Source organism: Methylobacterium sp. Leaf361, assembly GCF_001424445.1.
Lineage (GTDB): Bacteria > Pseudomonadota > Alphaproteobacteria > Rhizobiales > Beijerinckiaceae > Methylobacterium.
In genome coordinates this window covers 55725-77119 of sequence record NZ_LMPY01000004.1, presented here as the reverse complement: position 1 = coordinate 77119, position 21395 = coordinate 55725, and the positions used below count along the sequence as shown (strand labels likewise).

General features: G+C 72.9%; 20 protein-coding genes. 5 read left to right on the top strand and 15 right to left on the bottom strand.

Features of this window, described 5'->3' with window-relative positions:
- Nucleotides 1-230: 230 nt before the first annotated feature.
- The 3 genes from ASG32_RS05400 to ASG32_RS05390 form a co-directional block, all read right to left on the bottom strand.
- Nucleotides 231-848, bottom strand: a complete 618-nt coding sequence (locus tag ASG32_RS05400; protein WP_056523320.1) for a uracil-DNA glycosylase family protein — start codon at nt 846-848, stop codon at nt 231-233.
- Between the two features lie 137 nt (nt 849-985).
- Nucleotides 986-3181 (bottom strand): xanthine dehydrogenase family protein molybdopterin-binding subunit, encoded by a 2196-nt coding sequence (locus tag ASG32_RS05395; protein WP_056523318.1) that lies wholly within the window; start codon nt 3179-3181, stop codon nt 986-988.
- A 59-nt stretch (nt 3182-3240) separates the two neighbouring features.
- Nucleotides 3241-3696: a (2Fe-2S)-binding protein gene (locus tag ASG32_RS05390; protein ID WP_020093218.1), complete on the bottom strand. Its 456-nt coding sequence runs from the start codon at nt 3694-3696 to the stop codon at nt 3241-3243.
- A 284-nt stretch (nt 3697-3980) separates the two neighbouring features.
- Here ASG32_RS05390 and ASG32_RS05385 point away from each other — a divergent pair, with 284 nt between their 5' ends.
- Nucleotides 3981-5516 (top strand): ATP-binding protein, encoded by a 1536-nt coding sequence (locus ASG32_RS05385; RefSeq protein ID WP_020093219.1) that lies wholly within the window; start codon nt 3981-3983, stop codon nt 5514-5516.
- 27 nt (nt 5517-5543) lie between these two features.
- Here the strand turns inward: ASG32_RS05385 and ASG32_RS05380 are convergent, their stop codons facing one another.
- Entirely contained in the window at nt 5544-5960 is a 417-nt protein-coding gene (locus ASG32_RS05380) for an EVE domain-containing protein (RefSeq protein ID WP_020093220.1), read from the bottom strand.
- A gap of 224 nt (nt 5961-6184) precedes the next feature.
- On the opposite strand from ASG32_RS05380, the gene ASG32_RS05375 reads away from it, so the two are divergent.
- Nucleotides 6185-8608, top strand: coding sequence for an EAL domain-containing protein (locus tag ASG32_RS05375; protein WP_056523316.1), 2424 nt, complete (start codon nt 6185-6187; stop codon nt 8606-8608).
- Nucleotides 8609-8634: 26 nt separating this feature from the next.
- On the opposite strand, the gene ASG32_RS05370 is transcribed toward ASG32_RS05375, so the two are convergent.
- The 5 genes from ASG32_RS05370 to ASG32_RS05350 all read right to left on the bottom strand — a co-directional run bounded on the left by ASG32_RS05370 (nt 8635) and on the right by ASG32_RS05350 (nt 12326).
- Nucleotides 8635-9633, bottom strand: coding sequence for an NAD(P)H-dependent glycerol-3-phosphate dehydrogenase (locus ASG32_RS05370; RefSeq protein ID WP_056523315.1), 999 nt, complete (start codon nt 9631-9633; stop codon nt 8635-8637).
- Nucleotides 9630-10487, bottom strand: coding sequence for a GNAT family protein (locus ASG32_RS05365; protein ID WP_020093223.1), 858 nt, complete (start codon nt 10485-10487; stop codon nt 9630-9632). The genes ASG32_RS05370 and ASG32_RS05365 overlap by 4 nt, the downstream gene beginning before the upstream one ends.
- Nucleotides 10484-11575: a tRNA (adenosine(37)-N6)-threonylcarbamoyltransferase complex transferase subunit TsaD gene (tsaD, locus tag ASG32_RS05360; protein ID WP_042670840.1), complete on the bottom strand. Its 1092-nt coding sequence runs from the start codon at nt 11573-11575 to the stop codon at nt 10484-10486. Before tsaD ends, ASG32_RS05365 begins: the two co-directional genes overlap by 4 nt.
- A gap of 107 nt (nt 11576-11682) precedes the next feature.
- Entirely contained in the window at nt 11683-11892 is a 210-nt protein-coding gene (locus ASG32_RS05355; protein WP_020093225.1) for a molybdopterin-binding protein, read from the bottom strand.
- 95 nt (nt 11893-11987) lie between these two features.
- The gene (locus tag ASG32_RS05350) at nt 11988-12326 is read right to left on the bottom strand and encodes a DUF2293 domain-containing protein (protein ID WP_042670839.1); all 339 of its coding nucleotides are present in this window, start codon (nt 12324-12326) and stop codon (nt 11988-11990) included.
- A gap of 102 nt (nt 12327-12428) precedes the next feature.
- Here ASG32_RS05350 and ASG32_RS05345 point away from each other — a divergent pair, with 102 nt between their 5' ends.
- Nucleotides 12429-12731, top strand: coding sequence for a hypothetical protein (locus tag ASG32_RS05345; protein ID WP_020093227.1), 303 nt, complete (start codon nt 12429-12431; stop codon nt 12729-12731).
- 111 nt (nt 12732-12842) lie between these two features.
- Here ASG32_RS05345 and rpsD read toward each other — a convergent pair whose 3' ends face one another.
- The gene (rpsD, locus tag ASG32_RS05340) at nt 12843-13460 is read right to left on the bottom strand and encodes a 30S ribosomal protein S4 (protein ID WP_010686187.1); all 618 of its coding nucleotides are present in this window, start codon (nt 13458-13460) and stop codon (nt 12843-12845) included.
- Between the two features lie 193 nt (nt 13461-13653).
- On the opposite strand from rpsD, the gene ASG32_RS05335 reads away from it, so the two are divergent.
- The gene (locus ASG32_RS05335) at nt 13654-14133 is read left to right on the top strand and encodes a GNAT family N-acetyltransferase (RefSeq protein WP_056523313.1); all 480 of its coding nucleotides are present in this window, start codon (nt 13654-13656) and stop codon (nt 14131-14133) included.
- A gap of 127 nt (nt 14134-14260) precedes the next feature.
- Here ASG32_RS05335 and ASG32_RS05330 read toward each other — a convergent pair whose 3' ends face one another.
- A complete protein-coding gene (locus ASG32_RS05330; RefSeq protein WP_056523310.1) occupies nt 14261-15895 on the bottom strand; it encodes an alpha-D-glucose phosphate-specific phosphoglucomutase in 1635 nt (544 codons plus the stop codon).
- A 217-nt stretch (nt 15896-16112) separates the two neighbouring features.
- Between ASG32_RS05330 and ASG32_RS05325 the strand changes: the two genes are divergently transcribed.
- A complete protein-coding gene (locus ASG32_RS05325; protein WP_056523307.1) occupies nt 16113-17225 on the top strand; it encodes an alpha/beta hydrolase in 1113 nt (370 codons plus the stop codon).
- Nucleotides 17226-17281: 56 nt separating this feature from the next.
- Here the strand turns inward: ASG32_RS05325 and scpA are convergent, their stop codons facing one another.
- The 4 genes from scpA to cyoC form a co-directional block, all read right to left on the bottom strand.
- Nucleotides 17282-19447: a methylmalonyl-CoA mutase gene (gene scpA / locus ASG32_RS05320; protein WP_056523306.1), complete on the bottom strand. Its 2166-nt coding sequence runs from the start codon at nt 19445-19447 to the stop codon at nt 17282-17284.
- A gap of 117 nt (nt 19448-19564) precedes the next feature.
- Complete coding sequence (locus ASG32_RS05315) at nt 19565-20284, bottom strand: SURF1 family protein (RefSeq protein WP_056523304.1); 720 nt, start codon at nt 20282-20284, stop codon at nt 19565-19567.
- Nucleotides 20285-20358: 74 nt separating this feature from the next.
- Nucleotides 20359-20763, bottom strand: a complete 405-nt coding sequence (gene cyoD, locus ASG32_RS05310) for a cytochrome o ubiquinol oxidase subunit IV (protein WP_056523301.1) — start codon at nt 20761-20763, stop codon at nt 20359-20361.
- Nucleotides 20760-21392, bottom strand: coding sequence for a cytochrome o ubiquinol oxidase subunit III (cyoC, locus tag ASG32_RS05305; protein WP_020093234.1), 633 nt, complete (start codon nt 21390-21392; stop codon nt 20760-20762). The genes cyoD and cyoC overlap by 4 nt, the downstream gene beginning before the upstream one ends.
- Nucleotides 21393-21395 lie beyond the last annotated feature (3 nt).

Sequence of the window (21395 nt, the reverse complement as noted above, 5' to 3'; positions counted from 1 at the left end):
CGGCGCGTCCTTCGGGGGTCGCGGCACGGATCACGGGCCGGCGATGCCTGTCAATGCGGGCGGGTCCGGGCGACGCCGTCCCCGACCTGCCGTGCGCGCCCCGACTCGCGCGCCGTCCTCGCGAGCGCAGCGAAGCAATCCAGGGCGGCGCGACCCGTCAGTCCCGAGCGATTTGGCACGCGCATGTCGTCGCTGTCGGGACGAGGCCCCGACGGCCCCTCACCCCGCCATCACCCCGCCATCACCCGCGCCACCTCGGCGCGCAGCACCGGCAGCAGCTCCGCCTCGAACCAGGGCTCGCGCTTCAGCCAGCCGTTGTTGCGCCAGGACGGGTGGGGCAGGGGCAGGACCCGGGGGCGGCGCGGCTCGGCCAGGATCTCCCGCCAGCGCCGCACCGTCCCGGTGAGGCCGCCCTCCATCCGTCCGAGGTGCCAGCCCTGCGCGTACTGGCCGATCACCAGGATCAGCTCCAGGTCCGGCAGGCCGGAGAAGAGTTCCGCCCGCCAGCGCTCGGCGCATTCCCGCCGCGGCGGCCGGTCGCCGCCCTTGGCGTCGAGGCCGGGGAAGCACGACCCCATCGGGACGATGGCCACCCGGGCGGGATCGTAGAACCGCGCCGCGTCGAGGCCGAGCCAGGCGCGCAGCCGCACGCCCGACGGGTCGGTGAAGGGCTGCCCGGTGCGGTGGGCGCGGGTTCCGGGAGCCTGGCTGGCGATGCAGAGGCGGGCCGTGGCCGAACCCTGGACGATCGGCCGGGGCTCCTGGGGCAGGGGCGGCCCGTAGCGCGGCGTGTCGCGGCAGAGGCGGCAGGCGCGCAGGCGCGCGGCGGTGTCGTCGAAGGCGGGCATGGCCCGGAGATGGCGTCGCGGCGCCCGAAAAAGAAACGGCGCGGTGTCGCGCCGCGCCGTCGTCAGTCGGGTCTCTTGCCTTGGGGGGAAGGCCCACCCTTCCTACGCCGATCCGGGCCGGCGGAACGTGCGTTTCCTCACGCGCCCTTCACGCCGGAGAGGTCGAGCGGCAGCGAGCGCAGGCGCCGGCCGGTCGCGGCGAAGACCGCGTTGGCGATCGACGGCCCGAGCACGGGCACGCCCGGCTCACCGATCCCGGTGGGCGCCGCCTGGCTCGGCACGATGTGCACCTCCACCTTCGGCATCTCGCTCATCCGGGTCGGCTCGTAGGCGTCGAAATTGTGCTCCTGCACCTGCCCGTCCTTGAGGGTGATGCGGTTGCGCAGCACCGCCGACAGGGCGAAGCCCACCGCGCCCTCGACCTGCGCGCGGATCACGTCCGGGTTGACCGGAACGCCGACATCCACCGCCGCCACGATCCGGTTGACGCGGATCGCGGCGTCGTGCGCCGTGACGTCGGCCACCATGGCGACGTAGGAGCCGAAGGATTCGTGGACCGCCACCCCGAGGCCGCGGCCCTGGTCCTGCGGCTTGGCGCTCCAGCCGGCCTTCTCGGCGGCGAGCTTGAGCACGCCGGACAGCCGCGGCGCCTGGGTCAGGAGGGAGAGCCGGTAGGCGACCGGATCGACGTTGGCGGCGTGGGCCAGCTCGTCGATCATCACCTCCATCACGTGGGCCGTGTGGGTGTGGCCGACCGAGCGCCACCACAGGACCGGCACGCCCTCGCGGCCGTTATGGACGCCGAACCGGTAGGCCGGCAGCGCGTAGGCGGTGTCGGAGGCGCCCTCCACGGTGGTGGCGTCGATGCCGTTCTTGACGATCATCGCCTCGAAGGGCGAGCCGATCATGATCGACTTGCCGACCATCACGTGGTCCCAGCCGACCACCGCGCCCTTGCCGTCGATGCCGGCCCGGACCCTGTGCAGCACGGTCGGGCGGTAATAGCCGCCGGCCATGTCGTCCTCGCGGGTCCAGACGAGGTGGAGCGGGGCCTTCTCGCCGGACGCCTTGAAGACGGTGGCGGCTTCCGCGAGGTAGTCGGCGGTGGGCGTCGCCCGGCGCCCGAACGAGCCGCCGGCCCAGTTGCTGTGCAGCCGGACCCGGTCGGCCGTCACGCCGAGGATCGCCGCCATGGTGGCCTGCTCGACGGTCTGGAACTGGAAGCCCGCGTAGACGTCGTAGCCGCCGTCGGCCCCCTTCTCGATCGTGGCGTTCAGGGGCTCCATCGCCGCGTGGGCGAGGTAGGGGAAGGTGAACTCGGCCTCGACGACCTTGGCGGCGCCCTTGAGCGCCGCCTGCGGGTCGCCGCGCTCGGAGGCCGTCAGGCCGGGACCCTTGGCGCGCTCGCGGTACTCGGCCAGGATCGCGTCGGACGAGCGGGTCTCGGCGGTGCTGTCGTCCCAGGCGACGGTCAGCGCCTCGCGGCCCTTCATGGCCGACCACGTGTCGCGGGCGATCACCGCCACGCCGGTCGGCACCTGCACCACGTCGAGGACGCCCGCGACCTTCCGGGCGGCCGCGGCGTCGAAGCTCTTCACGGTGGCGCCGAAGCGCGGGGCCCGGGCGACGAGGGCCGTGACCTGGTTCGGGCGGCGGATGTCGAGGGAGTAGACCGCCGTGCCGTTCGTCTTGGCGACGGAATCGAGGCGCGGCACCTTCTGGCCGATCAGCGTCCACTCGCTCGGGTCCTTGAGCCGCGGCTCGGAGGGCACCGGCAGCGAGGCGGCCGAGGCCGCGAGCTCCCCGAACCGGGCCTGCCGGCCGGACGGGGCGTGGCGCACGAGACTGTCGGCGACCGTGATTTCGGAGACCGGCACCTTCCAGCGGAAGGCGGCCTCGGCCATCAGCATCTCGCGGGCGGCCGCGCCCGCCTTGCGCAGCTGGAACCAGGAATTGGCCACCGCGGTCGAGCCGCCGGTGCCCTGGATCGGGCCCATCAGGGTGTTGTTGTAGAGCGCCGCGTCGGCGGGCGCGAACTCGGTGCGGACGTGTCGCCAGTCGGCGCCGAGCTCGTCGGCCAGGATCGTGGCGAGCCCGGTCGTGTTCCCCTGGCCCATGTCGAGGTGCTTGATCACCACCGTGACGGTGTCGTCCGCGCCGATCCGCACGAAGGCGTTGGGCTGCGCCTTCACGTCGGCGAGGTTCGGGCCGGGCGCGGCGCGGGCGGGTTTCGGGTCGAGCCGGAACGCGACCACGAGGGCGCCGGCGCCCGCGAGCAGGCCGCGGCGGCTCGGACGGACGGGGAGGGGGTTCGGTCGACGGGCGTTCAGCATGGCGGCGAGGCTCCGGTCGGGACCGCGGGGGAGGGCGGGAAGGTGGGCGCCGGGACGGATCAGGCGAGGCTGCGCGCGGCTTCGTGAATCGCCGCGCGGATGCGCTGATAGGTGCCGCAGCGGCAGATGTTGCCGTCCATGGCACCGTCGATGTCGGCGTCGGTGGGCTTGGCGTTGCCCGAGAGCAGGCCGATCGCCGACATGATCTGGCCGGACTGGCAGTAGCCGCACTGGACCACGTCGAGCTTGCGCCACGCCGCCTGGACGGCCTCGGCCACCCGGCCCGACACGCCCTCGATGGTCGTCACCTGCGCGGCGCCGACATCGCCCAGGCGCGTCTGGCAGGCCCGGACCGGCTGGCCGTCGAGGTGGACCGTGCAGGCGCCGCACTGCGCGATGCCGCAGCCGTACTTGGTGCCGGTGGCATCGAGCCGGTCGCGCAGCACCCAGAGCAGGGGCATGTCGGGATCGGCGTCGATCGCGTGCGCGACGCCGTTGACGGTGAGATTCGGCATGGTCGGCGACCCTCTCTCGACGCGCGTGTCCGGGCGCCCCGGATCGCGGCGTGCGACCGCGCTCGGGCCGGCGGGCCTCCACCCGAGACTAGCGGGCGCGGGCCCCGACACGATGTGCGGCACCGCACGTCGATCCGGCGGCACGACAGTCTCGATACAGCCCGCGATGCTTAAGATTGCAGGGATGTCGGCAGCCGCTTCTTAACATATCCGCCCCATCCTCACGGAGTGCTTCCCCGCCACCGCCGCCCGTCCGCGCATTCGAGCCGAGTTTGAAGACGCGCATGTCCGATCTCACCGTCGAGATGGTCCAGCGCGGTCGCGGCCCCTCGACGGAGGAGGCGGCGCGCCGCCGCGGGGTCGCCCGGGAAATCCGCTCGGCCCGGGAGAAGCTGACCTCGCGGACCGGCCTGGAACGGGCCTTCGACTACGAGCTGCTGCGCCACTACGCCCAGTACCGGGTCGGCGCGGGCATCCCGCTGGTGGGGTTCGCGGCGGTGCTGGCCGCGGCGTCGACCTTCTGGATCGCGCCGCCGGTGGCGGCGATCTGGGCGCTCGGCGTGGTCCTGATGATCTCGCTCAACACGACGTTGAGCCGGCGCTTCCTCCGCGCCGACCCGGCGACGATCCCGCTCGCCCGCTGGCGCCGCCGCTTCCTGGTCGGCGAGGTGCTGCAGAGCCTGTCGTGGGCCGCGATGATCGGGCTCGGAACCACCGGCGGCTGGACCTTCGCGCTGTTCGGCCTCGTCATCGCCTCCGCGGTCACCACCATGCTGGCCGCGACGGTGCCGCTCGCCGCCGTCGCCGCCCTGGTGCCGCTGGCCCTCGCCACCGCCTCGCTCGCGGCCTTCTCCCGCGGGATGGACCTGCTGATGCTGGTGGTCATGGCCGGCGGCGCGCAGGTCTTCTTCCTCGGCCTGTCCCGCCGCCTCTACACCTCGACGGTGGGCGCCCTGCGCTCCCGCGCCGAGAAGGACGCGGTGTTCGGCGAGTTGGAGCAGGCCAAGGCCAATTCGGACGAGGCCCGCCGCCGGGCCGAGGAGGCCAACCTCGCCAAGTCGCGCTTCCTCGCCACGATGAGCCACGAGCTGCGCACGCCGCTCAACGCCATCCTGGGTTTCTCGGAGGTGATGAAGAACGAGGTGTTCGGCACCCATACGGCGCCGTCCTACCGCGAGTACTCGCACGACATCCACGACAGCGGGATGCACCTCCTGAACCTGATCAACGAGATCCTCGACCTGTCGCGGATCGAGGCGGGGCGCTACGAGCTGAACGAGGAGCCGGTGCAGCTCGCCCACGTGGTCGAGGAGTGCCGCCACATGATGGGCCTGCGGGCCAAGGCGAAGAACCAGACCTTCCACGACCTCGTCGACGGCTCGCTGCCGCGGCTCTGGGCCGACGAGCGGGCTCTGCGCCAGATCGTCCTGAACCTCCTGTCGAACGCCGTGAAGTTCACGCCCCCGGGCGGCGAGATCTGGCTGAAGGTCGGCTGGACCGCCTCGGGCGGGCAGTACGTCTCGGTGAAGGACAGCGGCCCGGGCATCCCCGAGGACGAGCTCGGCACGGTCCTGTCCTCGTTCGGGCGCGGCTCGCTCGCGATCAAGACCGCCGAGCAGGGCTCCGGCCTCGGCCTTCCGATCGTGAAGGGCCTCGTGGAGCTGCACGGCGGGCAGTTCCAGCTGTCCTCCAAGCCCCGCGAGGGCACCGAGGTGGTGGTGACCCTGCCGGCCGCCCGGGTCATGGACACGCTGCCGCCGGTCGAGGTCGAGCCGGACTTCGTGGGCCCCGTGCGCGGCCCCCTCAACCGCGCCGCCTGAGCGGCCCGTCGGGCCGCGGGCCCCGGCTCAGCCGAGACCGCCGAGGGCGCAGACCCGCGCCCACTCGGCCTCGGTCACCGGCTGCACCGACAGCCGGGAATTGTTGACCAGCACCATGTCGGCGAGCGCCGCGTCGGCCTTGATCGCCTCGAGCGTGACCGGGCTCGGCAGCGCCCGCACGGCCCTGACGTCGACCATGCCGAAGCGGCCAGTCTCGTCGGTGTGGTCGGGATAGTAGGCGCGGATCACCGCCACGATGCCCACCACCGCCTTGCCCTCGTTCGAGTGGTAGAAGAAGCCCTCCTCGCCGACCTGCATGGCCATCAGCTGCTTCTTGGCGAGGTGGTTGCGCACGCCGTTCCAGTGCGTGCCGGCCTCCCCGGCCGCGACCTGCTGATCCCACGACCAGGTCGCGGGCTCGGATTTGAACAGCCAGTACGCCATCGCTGAAGTCCCAGTAGACCGCCCGGCCGGGCGGCGCGCCCCGCCATAGCCCAGCTTCGCCTCCCGGGAACAGGCCGGTCCGGCCCCGGCCGCGCGCGGGACCGGCGGTCAAGCAGAACCCGCGTAGAACGCCGCAGCTCTGCTAGCGCAAGCCTTGGGCAAATATTAAATTCTGCATGCAAATAGCCGTATAGCGCGTCACGCACCAATCGCCGGTTGCATACATGATCTCAGTCATCGGTTGCTTTATCGGTGAACACAACCTGTGGCTGGTAGGCCTCGCGGCCCTGGTCTGCGCGCTGGCGAGCGGCACCGCGATCGAGCTCCTCACCCATGCCGGCCGGACCGGCGGCCGCGGCCGCTACGTCTGGGTCGCGGTGGCCGCCGCCGCCGGGGGATCGGGGATCTGGGCGACGCATTTCCTGGCGATGCTCGCCTTCGAGCCCGGGCTGCCGTCGGGCTACGGCGTCGGGCTGACGCTCCTCTCCTACGTGGACGCCGTCGCGATCACCGGGCTCGGCTTCGCCCTGGCCGTCTCCGGCCGGGCGGTCCAGGCGGGCCTCGGCGGCGCCGTGGTCGGCGGCGGCATCGCGACGATGCACTACACCGGCATGGCCGCCTATCAGGTGGCGGGGCACCTCGCCTGGACCCCCGCGCTGGTCGTGGTCTCGGTCGGCCTCGGGGCGGGGCTCGGCGCCGCCGCCCTGGTGGTCGGCCTGTCGGCCACCACGTTCCGGGGCCGGTACGGCGGCGCCGCGCTGCTGATCCTGGCGATCTGCGGCCACCACTTCGCCGGCATGGGCGCGGTGACCCTGCATCCCGACCCCACCGTGGCGATCCCCTCGGGCGCGATCCGGAGCGGGTGGCTCGCCGCGGCCGTGGCGGTGGCGAGCTGCCTGATCCTGCTGCTCGCCGGCGCCGCCCTCGTGGTCGACCTGCGCGAGCGCCGCCGCGCCGACCTCGAGCGCGAGCGCCTGCGCAGCCTCGCCAACGCGGCCGTGGAGGGCCTCGTCGTCTGCCGCGGCGGCGAGATCGTCAGCGCCAACGAGGCCTTCGCCCGGCTCGCGGGCCTGGAGGCGGCCCTCCTGACGGGCCGGAGCCTCAGCGCCTACCTGCCGGACCTCGTGCCCGGCTCAGGGACGGCCGACCAGCCCCTGGAGACCGAACTCGTCCCGGCGGCGGGCGCCCCCATTCCCGTCGAGGTGATCATGCGCCCGGTCGCCGAGTACGGGCGCCTGCCGCACCACGCCGTGGCGGTGCGCGACCTGCGCGCGCGGCGCCGGGCCGAGAGCGAGATCCACTACCTCGCCCACCACGACGCGCTCACCGGCCTCGCCAACCGCACGAGCTTCCACGCCCGGCTCGAGCGCGCGATGCGCGCCGCGGACGCCCAGGGCGGCCGGCTCGCGGTGCTGTGCCTGGACCTCGACCGCTTCAAGGAGGTCAACGACCTGTTCGGGCACGCCGCCGGCGACGCGATGCTGCGCGACCTCGCGCTGCGGGTCGGCGGTCTCCTCGATCCCGAGCAGCTGATGGCGCGGCTCGGCGGCGACGAGTTCGCCATCCTGACGCCGCAGGCGGAGGGACAGGCGGAGGGAAAGGCGGAGAGACAGGGGGAGAGACAGGGGGAGGGACGGGCCGAGCGGCTGGCCGAGCGGATCCTCGCCACCCTGGCGGCGGTGCCGGCCGCCTCCGGCCCGGTGATCGCCACCAGCATCGGCATCGCGGTCTATCCCGACGACGCCGCGGACCTGCGCGCGCTCCTGAGCCACGCCGACGCCGCCCTCTACCGGGCCAAGAGCGAGGGGCGCGGCACCTGCCGGCGCTACGACGCCAGCATGGGCGCCGAGATCCGCGACAGGCGCCAGCTCGAGCACGACCTCCGCCACGCGGTGGCGCGGGGCGAGCTGGAGCTCGTCTACCAGCCGCAGAGCCAGATCGAGTCCGGCACGGTCACGGGCTTCGAGGCGCTGCTGCGCTGGCACCATCCGGCCAGGGGCGGCATCTCGCCGGCCGTGTTCATCCCGATCGCCGAGGAGACCGGGGCGATCCTCGAGATCGGCGCCTGGGTGCTGCGGGAGGCCTGCCGGGCGGCGGCCGGCTGGCCGAACCCGCTGGCGATCGCCGTCAACGTCTCGGCGGTGCAGCTCCACAACCCGCACTTCGTCCCGTTCGTCCACGGGACCCTGTACGAATCCGGATTGCGGGCGGAGCGCCTGGAGATCGAGATCACCGAGACCGCGCTGATCCGGGATCCGGCCCGGGCGCTCCTCACCCTGCGCCAGCTCAAGGCCCTCGGCGTGCGGATCGCCATGGACGATTTCGGCACCGGCTACTCGTCGCTGTCGAACCTGCGCGCCTTCCCGTTCGACCGGATCAAGATCGACGGCTCGTTCATCAGGGCGGTCCACAGCAACCCGCAGGGGGCCGCGATCGTGCGCTCCGTCCTGGGGCTGGGGCGCGGCCTCGGGCTCGCCGTGGTGGCGGAGGGCGTGGAGACCGCCGAGGAGCTGTCCTTCCTGGCCGGCGAGCAGTGCCACCTCGCCCAGGGCTACCTGCTGGGTCGGCCGGCGCCGATCGCGCGCTTCGCGGCCCACACCCACGGCCAAGGACAAGGCCACGCTGTGCCGGCGGCCTCGGTGGCGTGACGCGGGTTGCGGGCCGGGGCCGGCGCTCAGTCGGTCTCCCCGCGCAGCGGACGGGCCAGCAGGCCGGCGATCACGTCGTCGACGCTGGCGGTGCCCGCCACGATGGCGGCGACGGCCGCCGCCACCGGCATCTCGATGCCCCTGGCGGCGGCCAGCCCGGCCAGCGCCGCGGCCGTGAACGCCCCCTCGGCGAGCTTGCCGCCCGCGGCCTCGGCCGGGCTCGCCCCGGCGCCGAGGCGCTGGCCGAAGGCGAAGTTGCGCGATTGCGGCGAGGAGGCGGTGAGCACGAGGTCGCCGAGGCCGGAGAGCCCCATCAGCGTCTCGGGCCGGCCCCCGAAGGTGCGGGCGAAGCGCATCAGCTCGGCGAAGGCCCGGGCGATCAGCGCCGCCCGGGCGCTCTCGCCGAGCCCGCGCCCGGCCACGATCCCGCAGGCGATGGCGAGCACGTTCTTGCCGGCGCCGCCGATCTCGACGCCGCGCACGTCGTCGGTGTGGTAGAGGCGGAAGCTCGGTCCCGACAGCAGGGCGCTCAGGGCGGCGGCGCGGCCGGCATCGGCCGCCGCCAGGGTCACGGCCGTGGGCAGGCCGCGGGCGACGTCGATCGCGAAGCTCGGGCCGGACAGGACCGCCACGGGCGTCCCCGGCGGCAGGACCTGCTCGGCCACCGCGCTGAGGAAGCTGTCGCTGCCGCGCTCGATCCCCTTGGCGCAGAGGATGACCGGCCCGGCCGTCGCCAGGGGTCCGCGCAGGGATTCCAGCACGCCGCGCACGGTCTGGGCGGGCACGACCAGGAGCGTCGCCCGGGCACGGGCGAGGTCGGCGGCCTCGCCCGTCGCCCGGATCGCCGGGTGGAGCGGCACGCCCGGCAGGTAGCGCGGATTCTCCCGCTGGGCCTGCAGGGCGGCGGCGGCCCCCGCGTCGCGCAGCCAGAGGGTGACGGGATGGCCGGCCCCGGCGGCGGCGTTGGCCAGCGCCGTGCCCCAGGCCCCGCCGCCGACGACGTTGATCGGGGTCTGGGCGCTCATGCCGCTTCCTCCCTGTCGGCGCAGTCCAGCCGGTAGAGCACGTGGTCGCGCAGCGGCCCCTCCGGCACCGCCGGGTGCGGGAATGTCCCGGCCGCGCGCATGCCGAGGCGCTCCATCACGGCGCGGGAGCGGCCGTTGCCGGCCGCCGTGAAGGCCACGACGCTGCGGATCCCGCAGCGCTCCGCGAGGTCGGCGCGGGCGAGCCGCGCGGCGCGCGTGGCGAGGCCGCGGCCCCAGGAGTCGCGCGCGAGGCGCCAGGCCAGCTCGACCGTCGAACCGGGCCGGTCGCCGCCCGGGAAGGGCAGGGGCCGCAGGATCCGCATCGCGCCGGCGAAGCCGACGAACCGGCCCGCGTGTTCCAGGGCCCAGGGGCCGAACCCGTCCGCCACGAAGCGGCGGTCGAGGAGGCCGGCCTCGGCCTCGCTCTCCGTCGCGGTCCGGGTCCGGGGACAGTGGGCCATCACCGCCGGATCGGCGTTGAGCGCCGCGAACGGCGCCGCGTCCTCCGGGCGCCAGCGGCGCAGGGTCAGGTCGCCGTCGCGGAGAGCCGCTGGCACCGGTGCCAGGGCGATCTTGCCGCGCCACGCGAGCGAGCGGCGGTTGAGGAGGGCGAGATCCGCGCGCCCCGCGAGCACCGCCTCGCCGAGCGCGATCGCCAGCTCCAGCTGCGCGAGGGGCATGGTGGCGTGGGCGGGCGGGCGGACATGGTCGCGCCAGGCACCGCCGCAGGCGTGGTCCAGGAGGATGCGGGCGAAGCAATGGTCGAGCCGCACCGGCCAGCCCGGCCGGGCGGCCCCGGGCAGGCGGCGCTCCACCAGGTCCCGCCAGTGGGCGCGCCGGTCCGCCGCGCTCATCCGGCCGGGACCGCCGCGCGGGCCGGGGCGGCCGCCAGCGGCCAGCGGGGCCGCGCCGGGGCTGTGAGGTCGTCCACCAGCCCGAGGCGCAGGCGCTCCAGCCCGGCCCAGGCGATCATCGCGCCGTTGTCGCCGCAGAGGGGCAGGGGCGGGGCCACGAAGCTCAGGCCCGCCTCGCCCGCGAGGGACGCGAGCGCCCGCCGGACGGCGCCGTTGGCCGCCACGCCCCCCGCCGCCACCAGGGCGGTCGGGCGTCCGGCGACGTCCGAGAAGGCGCGCAGGGCGACCCGGGCGCGGTCCACCACCACGTCGACCACGGCGGCCTGGAAGCTCGCGCAGAGATCGGCGACGTCGCGCTCGGCCAGCGGGGCGATCCGCTCGGCCTCGATCCGCACGGCGGTCTTGAGGCCCGAGAGGGAGAAGTCGGCCTCGCGGCGGCCGAGCATCGGCCGTGGCAGGGCGAAGCGCTCGGGATCGCCGGCCTCGGCCACGCGCTCGACCTCGGGGCCGCCGGGATAGCCGAGGCCCAGGAGCTTGGCGACCTTGTCGAAGGCCTCACCGATGGCGTCGTCGACGGTGGAGCCGAGGCGCACGTAGTCGCCGACGCCGCGCACGGCGACGAGCTGGGTGTGGCCGCCCGAGACCAGGAGCAGCAGGTAGGGGAAGGCGATGCCGTCGGTGAGCCGCGCCGTGAGGGCGTGGGCCTCCAGGTGGTTGACGGCGAGCAGGGGCTTGCGGGTCACGAGCGCCAGGGTCTTGGCGGTGACGAGGCCGACCAGCACGCCGCCGATCAGCCCGGGCCCGGCCGCCACCGCGATGCCGTCGAGGTCCCGGAAGCCGGTCCCGGCCCGGTCGAGGGCGCGGGCGATCAGCCGGTCGAGCACCTCGACATGGGCGCGGGCGGCGATCTCCGGCACGACGCCGCCGTAGGCCGCGTGCTCGGCGATCTGACTGAGCACCTCGTTGGCGCGGATCTGAGCGCCACCCTCCTCGTCGACCGACACCACCGCGGCGGCGGTCTCATCGCAGGTGGTCTCGATGCCGAGCACGGTCTTCTGCACGCGCGGAACTCCTTGGTCCGGGCTCATCCTATCCGGCGGCGGCGGCGGCGCGAAGGCGGCCGGCCCCCGTCCGGGCCCGGAGCGTGGTGAATGGGCGCCGCCCTCCGTCCAAGAGGGCGGCGCGCGAGCCGTCGTCAGTCGACGGCGACCATGACGTCGGAGGCCTTGATCACCGCGTAGGCGGGACCGCCGGCGACGAGCTTGAGGGCCTCGACGGCCTCGTTGGTGATCGAGGCGGTGACCACCTGGCCGGGGCTGATCTCGATCCTCACGTGGGAGGTGGTCGCCCCCTTCTCCACCGAGACGACCGTACCCTTGAGAACGTTGCGCGCGCTGATCTTCATGGTCTTCTGCCAATCTCCACGAGCGGCACCGGAACGGGCCGCGGGGCGGCCCCGGGCCGGTCTCCTACAGCATGGCGGAGCCCGGCGCGACCGCCTCAGCGCGGATCGGCCCCGGGCGCGCCGGGCTCGTCCTCGGGGACCGGCGCGGCGCCCCAGGCGGCGAGCGCGGCGTTGAGGTCTTCGAGGACGAAGTGCCGGGCGCTGTCCCGGTCGTAGCCTTCCGCGAGGAGTTCGTCGTAATCCGTGAAGACGTGGCGCGCGTAGGCCACGAGGGCGAGGCGGGCCGCCGTCTCGGGGGCGGCCCGGCGCAGGCCGGGGCTCGCCAGCGCCCGGTCGAGGGCGGCCTCCGCCTCGAAATCCGGCAGGCGCGGGGCGAGGCGGGCCAGGGCCGCGGCGACGGCCTCCCGGCGGTTCAGGGGCGGACCGGCGCTCACCGGGGATCTGCCGTCGGCATGATTTTAAAGGTGTGATCGGGTAGGATCGCCGCCAGATGAGGCGGGGCCGGCACAGGATCCTCCGCCGGGGAGATCACGTCCATGGCAATTCTTCGTCCCGCGCTGCTTCTCGGCCTCCTGCTCGGGGCGACGCCGGCGCTGGCCCAGAGCCCGGCTCCGGGCGCAGGCCCCGGCCCCGCCGCCCCGGCCGGCCCCATCGTGGGCGGCCGCCGGGTCACCCCCATGAGCCAGACCAAGCCGACGGGCAACGCCGCGGCCACCGGACTGCCGCAGCCCGTGAGCCAGGCCGAGATGATCAAGGCTCAGAAGGCCGCCGAGGCCCGCTCGAAGGCCTGGGACAGCAAGATGCGGCACACGATGGGCTCGATCTGCCACGGCTGCTGAGGCCCGCGCCCCGTCCCGGGTGCCGGAGGCCGGCCTTCGGGACGAGGGTATCGAAACGCGAAGGGGCCGCCCGAACGGGCAGCCCCTTCATCGGTCGCCGGGGCGACAGGATCAGCGGGAGTAGAACTCGATGACGAGGTTCGGCTCCATCTGCACCGGGTAGGGCACCTCGGACAGGCTGGGGATGCGGGTGACGCGGGCGGTCATCTTGGCGTGGTCGGCCTCGATGTAATCCGGCACGTCGCGCTCGGAGAGCTGGGTCGCCACGATGACGATCTCCAGCTGGCGGGACGACTCCTTGACCTCGATGAGGTCGCCGGCCTTCACTTGGTAGCTCGGGATGTTGACGCGGACGCCGTTGACCTTGACGTGGCCGTGGTTGACGAACTGGCGCGCGGCGAACGGGGTCGCGACGAACTTCGCCCGGTAGACCACGGCGTCGAGGCGGCGCTCGAGCAGGCCGACGAGGTTCTCGCCGGAATCGCCGCGCAGGCGGATCGCCTCGGCGTAGTAGCGGCGGAACTGCTTCTCGGTGATGTTGCCGTAGTAGCCCTTGAGCTTCTGCTTGGCGCGCAGCTGCGTGCCGAAGTCGCTCATCTTGCCCTTGCGGCGCTGGCCGTGCTGGCCGGGGCCGTACTCGCGGCGGTTGACGGGGCTCTTCGGGCGGCCCCAGATGTTCTGGCCCATGCGGCGGTCGAGCTTGTGCTTCGCCTGAATCCGCTTCGACATATCTTCCGCGTCCTCTCGTGACGAGAATGAGGAACGCGCCCTCCTTTTCCCGGCCCTTCGCGGTCCGGGACGACAGGGCGGGAGGATCCCGCCCACGGGTGCGCGTGAAAACGCGACGGGGCCCCGTGCGGAGCCCCATCGACGGGCGGGTCTTTAGGGGACGGACGCGCCGCGGTCAACCGTGAGAGGTCAGATGAACGAGTCAGTCGCGCTCCGGCGCGGTGCGCCCGCGGACGCGGACGCGATCCGGGCGCTGGTGGAGGCGGCCTACACGAAGTGGATCCCGGTGATCGGCCGCCTGCCGATCCCCATGTGGGCGGACTACGCGCAGGCTCTGCGGGACCACCGCTTCGACCTGCTGGTGGCCGGCCCGGATCTCGCCGGCCTGATCGAGACGCGGACCGAGGCCGATCACCTTCTGGTCGTCAACGTCGCGGTGCATCCGGCCTTCCAGGGCCGGGGCTTCGGCAGCCGGCTGATGGGACGCGCCGACGCGGTCGCGGGCGAGGCCGGGCTGACGCGACTGCGCCTCTACACCAACAAGAAGTACACGGCGAACCTGCGCCTCTACGGGGCACTCGGCTACCGGGTGGAGCGGGAGGAGCTCTATGACGGACCGGGTCGGACCCGCGACGACGACGTCACCGTGCACATGGTGAAGGACCTGGTTTGAGGAATCGGCGCCGGCCCTGCCGCCATCGCGCGCGCAGCGAAGCGACCCGGAGTCGCGCCGTCGTCGAGTATGGCGCCTCTGGGTCGCTTCGCTCCCCGCGCAGAGACGGGACGTCTCCCGGCTCCCCTCAGGTCACCACGCTCGGCTCAGGCCTTCCGGTGCGCGGCGCGATCTCGGCGATCGCGCGGGCTGCGGCGGCAACCGGGGCCAGCACCTCGGCCACGGCCAAGTCGAGCCGGTCCGGCGCGTTCTCGTAGCGCTCCAGGTAGACCCGCAGCGTCGCCCCGGCGGTGCCGGTGCCCGAGAGCCGGAACACCGCCCGCGCGTCCTCGGCGAAGCCGATCCGGATGCCCTGGCGCTCGGTGAGCGAGCCGTCGACCGGGTCGCGGTAGGCGAACTCGTCGGCCGTCGACACCGTGAGGTCGCCGATCCGCGTGCCCGGCAGCCCGGCGAGCTTCTCGCGGAGCGCGTCCATCAGGCCGTTGGCGGCGTCGGAATCGACCTCCTCGTAATCGTGGCGGGCGTAGTAGTCGCGCCCGTAGGCGCGCCAATGCGCCCGCACCAGCGCGTCGGCGCGCTCGCCAGTGGCGGCCAGGATGTTGAGCCAGAGCAGCACCGCCCAGAGCCCGTCCTTCTCGCGCACGTGGTTCGAGCCGGTGCCAGCGCTCTCCTCGCCGCACAGGGTGATGAGGCCCGCATCCAGCAGGTTTCCGAAGAACTTCCAGCCGGTGGGTGTCTCGTAGGCCTCGATGCCGAGGGCGGCGGCGACCCGGTCGGCGGCGCGGCTCGTGGGCATGGACCGCGCGACACCGGCGAGCCCGCCGGCGTAGCCCGGCGCCCGGTGGGCGTGGGCGGCGAGCAGGGCGAGGCTGTCGCTCGGCGTCACGAACAGGCCCGGCGCCACGATCATGTTGCGGTCGCCGTCGCCGTCCGAGGCCGCGCCGAAATCCGGCGCGTCCGGGCCCTGCATCAGGTCGAACAGGTCGTGGCAGTGGACCGGGTTCGGGTCCGGGTGGTGGCCGCCGAAATCCTCCTTCGGCACGGCGTTGACCACCGTGCCGGCGGGGGCGCCGAGCATCCCTTCGAGGATCGCCGTCGCGTACGGCCCCGTCACCGCGCTCATGGCGTCGAAGCGCATGCGGAAGCCGGAGGCGAACAGCCGCGACACCGCGTCGAAGTCGATGAGCGTGCGCATCAGCTCGGCGTAATCGGCCACCGGGTCGATCACCGTGACCGTCATGGCGCCGAGGCGGGTGTCGCCGAGCGTGTCGAGGTCGAGGTCCGGGGCCTCGACGAGGCGGTACTCTGTCAGCGCCTTGGCCCGCGCGAAGATCGCGTCGGTGACGGATTCCGGTGCCGGGCCGCCGTTGGCGGCGTTGAACTTGATGCCGAAATCGCCCTCCGGGCCGCCCGGGTTGTGACTCGCCGAGAGGACGATGCCGCCGAGCGCCTTGGCCTTCCGGATCACGCAGGAGGCGGCCGGCGTCGAGAGCAGGCCGCCCTGCCCGACCAGAACCCGGCCGAAGCCGTTTCCGGCGGCCAGCCGCAGCGTCTTCTGCACCACCTCGCGGTTGAGGAACCGGCCGTCGCCGCCCAGCACCAGGGTGGCGCCCGCCCTGTCGGGCAGGGTGTCGAAGATCGCCTGGACGAAGTTCTCGACGTAGTTCGGCTGCCGGAACACCGGCACCTTCTTGCGCAGGCCGGAGGTGCCCGGCTTCTGGTCGGGGAAGGGCGTAGTGGCGACGGTGGTCGGAGTCGTCATAAGCGGGCGTCTCCCGAAATCCTGCGCCTCAATGCCCGCCCGGAGGCGCGGCGTCACCAGCCCCGGCGACAGGGGCGGGCTTTTATCACGCGGTTTCGCCGGATCGGGCGACGGAACCCGCCGCCTGTCCGCCGCCGGCCGCCCCGGAGCGTTGCGCCCGCCGGCACCCGCCGGTTCAATCGCCCGAGCCGCCAGACAAGGCGGACCGGAGGAAACCATGGCGGACAGACCGATGCGGACAGATCCGAACGGGGTACGACCGGGCCGGGGCCTGGCCCGGCGCGAGCTGGTCGGGGCGCTCGCCGCCGGGGCGGCGGTCGCGGCCGCGGCGGCCCCTGCCGTCGCGGCTCCCGCGGCCCGGCTGGCCACGGAAGAGTTCCGCCTGCCCTGGAGCGAGCCGGGCGTCGACATCTACGTGCGCAACAAGCGCCCGGCCGGCACCGACACGTTCCCGGGCGACCGGATCCTGCTCTACGTGCACGGCTCGACCTACCCGTCCTCCACGGCCTTCGACCTGCCGCTCGGCGGGATGTCGGCCATGGACTACCTCGCGGGCCTCGGCTTCGACGTCTACTGCGTGGACCTGCCGGGCTACGGCCTGTCGGGGCGCCCGGCCGCCATGGACGCGCCGCCGGACGACAACCCGCCGCTGATGCGCACGCCCGACGCCGCCAGGGTGGTGGGGCAGGTCGTAGACTTCATCAAGAAGCGGCGCGGCGTCGAGAAGATCGACCTGATGGGCTGGTCCTGGGGGACCTCCACCATGGGGCTCTACACCAGCACCCACAACGACAGCGTCAACCGCCTCGTCCTCTACGCGCCGCAATGGCTCGCGCGCACGCCGGGCCTGATCGGCGGCGGTGGCAAGGTCGGGGCCTACCGCACCGTCAGCCGGGACAGCGCCCGGGCCCGCTGGCTGACCGGGGTGCCCGAGGACAAGAAGGCCGACCTGATCCCGGCGGGCTGGTTCGACCAGTGGGCCGACGCGACCTTCGCGACCGACGCGGCCGGCGCGAAGCGGTCGCCGCCGGTCCTGCGCGCGCCGAACGGCACGGTCGCCGACAAGGACGCCTACTGGGCGGCCGGCAAGCCGCTCTACGACCCGGGCGAGATCCGCGTGCCGGTGCTGATCATCCACGCCGAGTGGGACGCCGACCTGCCGAGCTACCAGGCCCAGGAATACTTCGCCAAGCTCACCCACGCCCCCTACAAGCGCTTCGTCGAGCTGGGGGAGGGCACCCACACGGTGATGATGGAGAAGAACCGCATGCAGTTCCTCCACGCCGTCGGGGCGTTCCTCACGGAGGCGGACCCGCAGGCGCTGAACTGAGGCACCTCGGAAATAAGGTCCGCGGCGGCCAGCCCGGCCGCCGCGGGAGGCTCGCCCTACTCCGCCGCCTGCCGGGCCGCGTAGCCCAGCCGCTCGTTCAGCGCGCGGATCAGCTTGGCGGCCGCCTCGGCGATCACCGTGCCGGGCGGGAAGATCGCCGCCGCGCCCGCCGCCGTCAGCGCCTCGTAGTCGCCCGGCGGGATGACGCCGCCGATGGCGATCATCACGTCGTCGCGGCCCTGCTCGGTGAGCGCCGCCTTCAGCTCCGGCACCAGCGTCAGGTGGCCGGCCGCCAGCGACGAGACGCCGACGATGTGGACGTCGTTCTCCACCGCCTGCCGGGCGGCCTCCGCCGGCGTGGCGAAGAGCGGCCCGATATCCACGTCGAAGCCGAGATCCGCGAAGGCCGAGGCGATCACCTTCTGGCCGCGGTCGTGCCCGTCCTGGCCCATCTTGGCGACCAGGATGCGCGGCCGGCGGCCGTCGTTCTCCTCGAACGCCTCGACGAGAGCCCGGACTTCCTCGACCACTGGCGACATGCCCCCCACCTCGCGCTTGTAGACGCCGGAGATCGAGCGGATCTCGGCGCGGTGCCGGCCCCAGGCCTTCTCCAGGGCCTCGGAAATCTCGCCCACCGTCGCCTTGGCGCGGGCCGCGTCGACGGCGAGTTCGAGCAGGTTGCCGGTGCCGTCGGCGGCCTTCGTGAGCGCGTCGAGCCGGTCCGCGACCGTCGCCTCGTCGCGCTCGGCGCGCAGGCGCTTGAGCTTGTCGATCTGGAGCCGGCGGACATTGCCGTTGTCCACCCGCAGCAGCTCGATCGCCATCTCGTCGTCGGCCCGGAACTTGTTCACGCCCACGATGGTCTGGCGGCCGGAATCGATCCGCGCCTGCGCCCGCGCGGCGGCCTCCTCGATGCGCAACTTCGGGATGCCGGCCTCGATCGCCTTGGCCATGCCGCCGAGCCCGTCGACCTCGCGGATGTGCTCCCAGGCCCGGGCGACCATGTCGGCGGTGAGCTTCTCCACGTAGTAGGAGCCGCCCCAGGGATCGACGATCCGGGTGGTGCCGCTCTCCTGCTGGAGGAACAGCTGGGTGTTGCGGGCGATCCGGGCCGAGAAGTCGGTCGGCAGCGCCAGCGCCTCGTCCAGCGCGTTGGTGTGGAGCGACTGCGTGCCGCCCTGCGTCGCCGCCATCGCCTCGATGTTGGTGCGGGTGACGTTGTTGAACACGTCCTGGGCGGTGAGCGACCAGCCCGACGTCTGCGAGTGGGTGCGCAGGGCGAGCGACTTTTCCGACTTCGGATCGAACCCCTTCACGAGCTTCGCCCAGATCAGGCGCGCGGCCCGCATCTTGGCGACTTCCATGAAGAAGTTGGTCGAGATCGCCCAGAAGAACGACAGGCGCGGGGCGAACTGGTCGATGGTCAGCCCGGCCGCCAGCCCCGCCTTGATGTACTCGACGCCGTCGGCGAGCGTGTAGGCGAGCTCCAGGTCGTTCGTGGCGCCCGCCTCCTGCATGTGGTAGCCGGAGATCGAGATCGAGTTGAACTTCGGCATGTTCTTCGACGTGTAGGCGAAGATATCGGAGATGATCCGCATCGATCCCTTCGGGGGATAGATGTAGGTGTTGCGGACCATGAACTCCTTGAGGATGTCGTTCTGGATCGTGCCCGCGAGCTTCTGCGGCGGCACGCCCTGCTCCTCGGCGGCGACGATGTAGAGGGCGAGGATCGGCAGCACGGCGCCGTTCATCGTCATCGACACGGTCATCTCGTCCAGCGGGATGCCGGAGAACAGCGTGCGCATGTCGTAGATCGAGTCGATCGCCACGCCCGCCATGCCGACATCGCCCGAGACACGGGGATGGTCGGAATCGTAGCCGCGGTGGGTGGCGAGGTCGAAGGCCACCGACAGGCCCTTCTGCCCGGCCGCGAGGTTGCGGCGGTAGAAGGCGTTCGAATCCTCGGCCGTGGAGAAGCCGGCATATTGCCGGATCGTCCAGGGCTGGGTGACGTACATGGTCGGGTAGGGGCCGCGCAGGAACGGTGCGATCCCCGGATAGGTGTCGAGGAACTCGATGCCCTCCCGGTCCTCCGGCCCGTAGCGGCCCTTCACCGGGATGCCCTCCGGCGTCATCCAGGGCTCGCCGAGCGCCGGGGCCGACACCGCGAGCGATTCGCCTGAGAACGGGACTTCGGCGAAGTTCGGGATGCGGGAGGTCATGGCGTTGACTCGTTGTGGCGTTTGTCACGCCATTATAGGGACCCGCTCGGAGCGGGCTACTCCCCTATCGGTCAAGCCTCGCGCGGAGGCCGCGCGGCGCCGGCGCCCCAGCAGGCCTCAGCGCGCCTCGGCGTCCCGGTCCCCCGGGCCGCGCCGCAGCAGGTAGATCACGGCGCCGGCGAGCATCAGCGCCATCCCGTACCACGTGATCGCGTAGACGAGGTGGTTGTTGGGGAAGGCGATCACCGTCAGGCCGCCCACCGGCAGGCCGCCCGGATTGGGTGTCGCGTCCGCGTCCACGAAGTAGGGGGCGACGTCGGTCAGGTCCCGGGCGGCGGCGATCGCCGCCACGTCGCGGGAATACCAGCGGCCGTCCTTCGGATCGTTGGCGCGCAGGAACGCCCCCCCGGGCTCGGTCAGCCGCAGGAGGCCGGTCACCGCGGTCTCGCCCGCGACCTGCCCGGCCGCCCGGGTCGCCGGGTCCCGCCGGTCGCCGGGCACGAAGCCGCGATTGACCAGCACGACGGTCCCGTCCGGCCGCCGCAGGGGCGTCAGCACCCAGAAGCCGCCGCCCAGCTCGGTGACGGCCTGAACCAGGGTCTCGCGATCGTGCAGGAAAGTGCCGGAGAGCCGGACGTGCCGGTAGGCGTCGTCGGGGCCGACGCGCGGCCACGCGGCGGCGCCGGGCGCCGGCATGGGCGGCGCATGGACCCGGGCATCGACCCGGGCGATCAGGTCGAGCTTCCAGGCCCGCCGCTCCACCTGCCAGGTCCCGAGCCCCAGCAGCACCAGGAAGACGAGGCCCGCGCCGGCGCCGAACACGGCGCGCCGCAGCAACGAGAGCGGGGCCGGGGAGGGGCCCGGATCGGACCCCCCTCCCGACCCCGCGGGTCTCGAAACCGAACGCGCGCTCAGCGGGCGTTCTTCATGACGTCGTGGGCCTCCATCGGCATCATGTTGTGGTTGAGGTGGTACATGACCCACACCGAGCCGGCGAGCATGATCACCACCAGCGTGATGGTGAAGATCAGCGCCATGAAGGTCCAGCCGCCCTCCGACTTCGTGCTCATGTGCAGGAAGTAGATGACGTGCACGACCATCTGGATGCCGCCGAGCGCCAGGATCACCAGGGTGGTGACGAGGCTGTTGTCGAGCACGTTGCCCATCACCAGCCAGAACGGGATCACCGTCAGGATCACCGACAGGACGAAGCCCGTCATGTAGCTCTGGAAGCTGCCGTGGCCGCCCTCGCTGTGGGCGTGGGGGTCGTGCGTGTCCTGACCGTGGCCGGTGAGGTGGTGTGCGTCGGCGCTCATTCGAGCACTCCCATCAGGTAGACGACGGTGAAGACGCCGATCCAGATCAGGTCGAGGAAGTGCCAGAACATCGACAGGCACATCAGCCGGCGCTTGTTCTCGACGATCAGGCCGCGCTTGCTGACCTGCACCATCAGCACGACGAGCCACAGGATGCCCATCGAGACGTGCAGGCCGTGCGTCCCGACCAGGGTGTAGAAGGAGGACAGGAACGCGCTACGCCAGGGCGGCGCGCCCTCGTGGAACAGGTGGACGAACTCCCGGATCTCCAGGGCCACGAAGGCGACGCCGAACAGGCCGGTGATGGCGAGCCAGATCTGGGTCTGCTTCACCCGGTCCCGGTCCATCTCCAGCATGGCGAAGCCGTAGGTGATGGACGAGAACAGCAGCATGGCGGTGTTCACCGCGATGCCCGGCAGGTCGAACAGCTCCTTCGGGGTGGGGCCGGCCGCGTAGCTGCGCCCGAGCACCCCGTAGGTCGCGAACAGGGTCGCGAAGATGAGGCAGTCGCTCATCAGGTAGAGCCAGAACCCGAGCATGGTCGAGCCCTCGGAATGATGGCCCTCCTCGTCGGTCTGGTAGAAGACCGGCGCCGCGGCGCCGGGGGGTGCAGTCTCCGCGTGCATCATCGG

Bases quoted from the DNA above. Each gene is read 5' to 3' on its own strand.
- ASG32_RS05400 (WP_056523320.1), bottom strand. From the start codon at position 848: ATGCCCGCCTTCGACGACACCGCCGCGCGCCTGCGCGCCTGCCGCCTC.
- ASG32_RS05395 (WP_056523318.1), bottom strand. From the start codon at position 3,181: ATGCTGAACGCCCGTCGACCGAACCCCCTCCCCGTCCGTCCGAGCCGC.
- ASG32_RS05390 (WP_020093218.1), bottom strand. From the start codon at position 3,696: ATGCCGAATCTCACCGTCAACGGCGTCGCGCACGCGATCGACGCCGAT.
- ASG32_RS05385 (WP_020093219.1), top strand. From the start codon at position 3,981: ATGTCCGATCTCACCGTCGAGATGGTCCAGCGCGGTCGCGGCCCCTCG.
- ASG32_RS05380 (WP_020093220.1), bottom strand. From the start codon at position 5,960: ATGGCGTACTGGCTGTTCAAATCCGAGCCCGCGACCTGGTCGTGGGAT.
- ASG32_RS05375 (WP_056523316.1), top strand. From the start codon at position 6,185: ATGATCTCAGTCATCGGTTGCTTTATCGGTGAACACAACCTGTGGCTG.
- ASG32_RS05370 (WP_056523315.1), bottom strand. From the start codon at position 9,633: ATGAGCGCCCAGACCCCGATCAACGTCGTCGGCGGCGGGGCCTGGGGC.
- ASG32_RS05365 (WP_020093223.1), bottom strand. From the start codon at position 10,487: ATGAGCGCGGCGGACCGGCGCGCCCACTGGCGGGACCTGGTGGAGCGC.
- tsaD (WP_042670840.1), bottom strand. From the start codon at position 11,575: ATGAGCCCGGACCAAGGAGTTCCGCGCGTGCAGAAGACCGTGCTCGGC.
- ASG32_RS05355 (WP_020093225.1), bottom strand. From the start codon at position 11,892: ATGAAGATCAGCGCGCGCAACGTTCTCAAGGGTACGGTCGTCTCGGTG.
- ASG32_RS05345 (WP_020093227.1), top strand. From the start codon at position 12,429: ATGGCAATTCTTCGTCCCGCGCTGCTTCTCGGCCTCCTGCTCGGGGCG.
- rpsD (WP_010686187.1), bottom strand. From the start codon at position 13,460: ATGTCGAAGCGGATTCAGGCGAAGCACAAGCTCGACCGCCGCATGGGC.
- ASG32_RS05335 (WP_056523313.1), top strand. From the start codon at position 13,654: ATGAACGAGTCAGTCGCGCTCCGGCGCGGTGCGCCCGCGGACGCGGAC.
- ASG32_RS05330 (WP_056523310.1), bottom strand. From the start codon at position 15,895: ATGACGACTCCGACCACCGTCGCCACTACGCCCTTCCCCGACCAGAAG.
- ASG32_RS05325 (WP_056523307.1), top strand. From the start codon at position 16,113: ATGGCGGACAGACCGATGCGGACAGATCCGAACGGGGTACGACCGGGC.
- scpA (WP_056523306.1), bottom strand. From the start codon at position 19,447: ATGACCTCCCGCATCCCGAACTTCGCCGAAGTCCCGTTCTCAGGCGAA.
- cyoD (WP_056523301.1), bottom strand. From the start codon at position 20,763: ATGAGCGCCGACGCACACCACCTCACCGGCCACGGTCAGGACACGCAC.
- cyoC (WP_020093234.1), bottom strand. From the start codon at position 21,392: ATGATGCACGCGGAGACTGCACCCCCCGGCGCCGCGGCGCCGGTCTTC.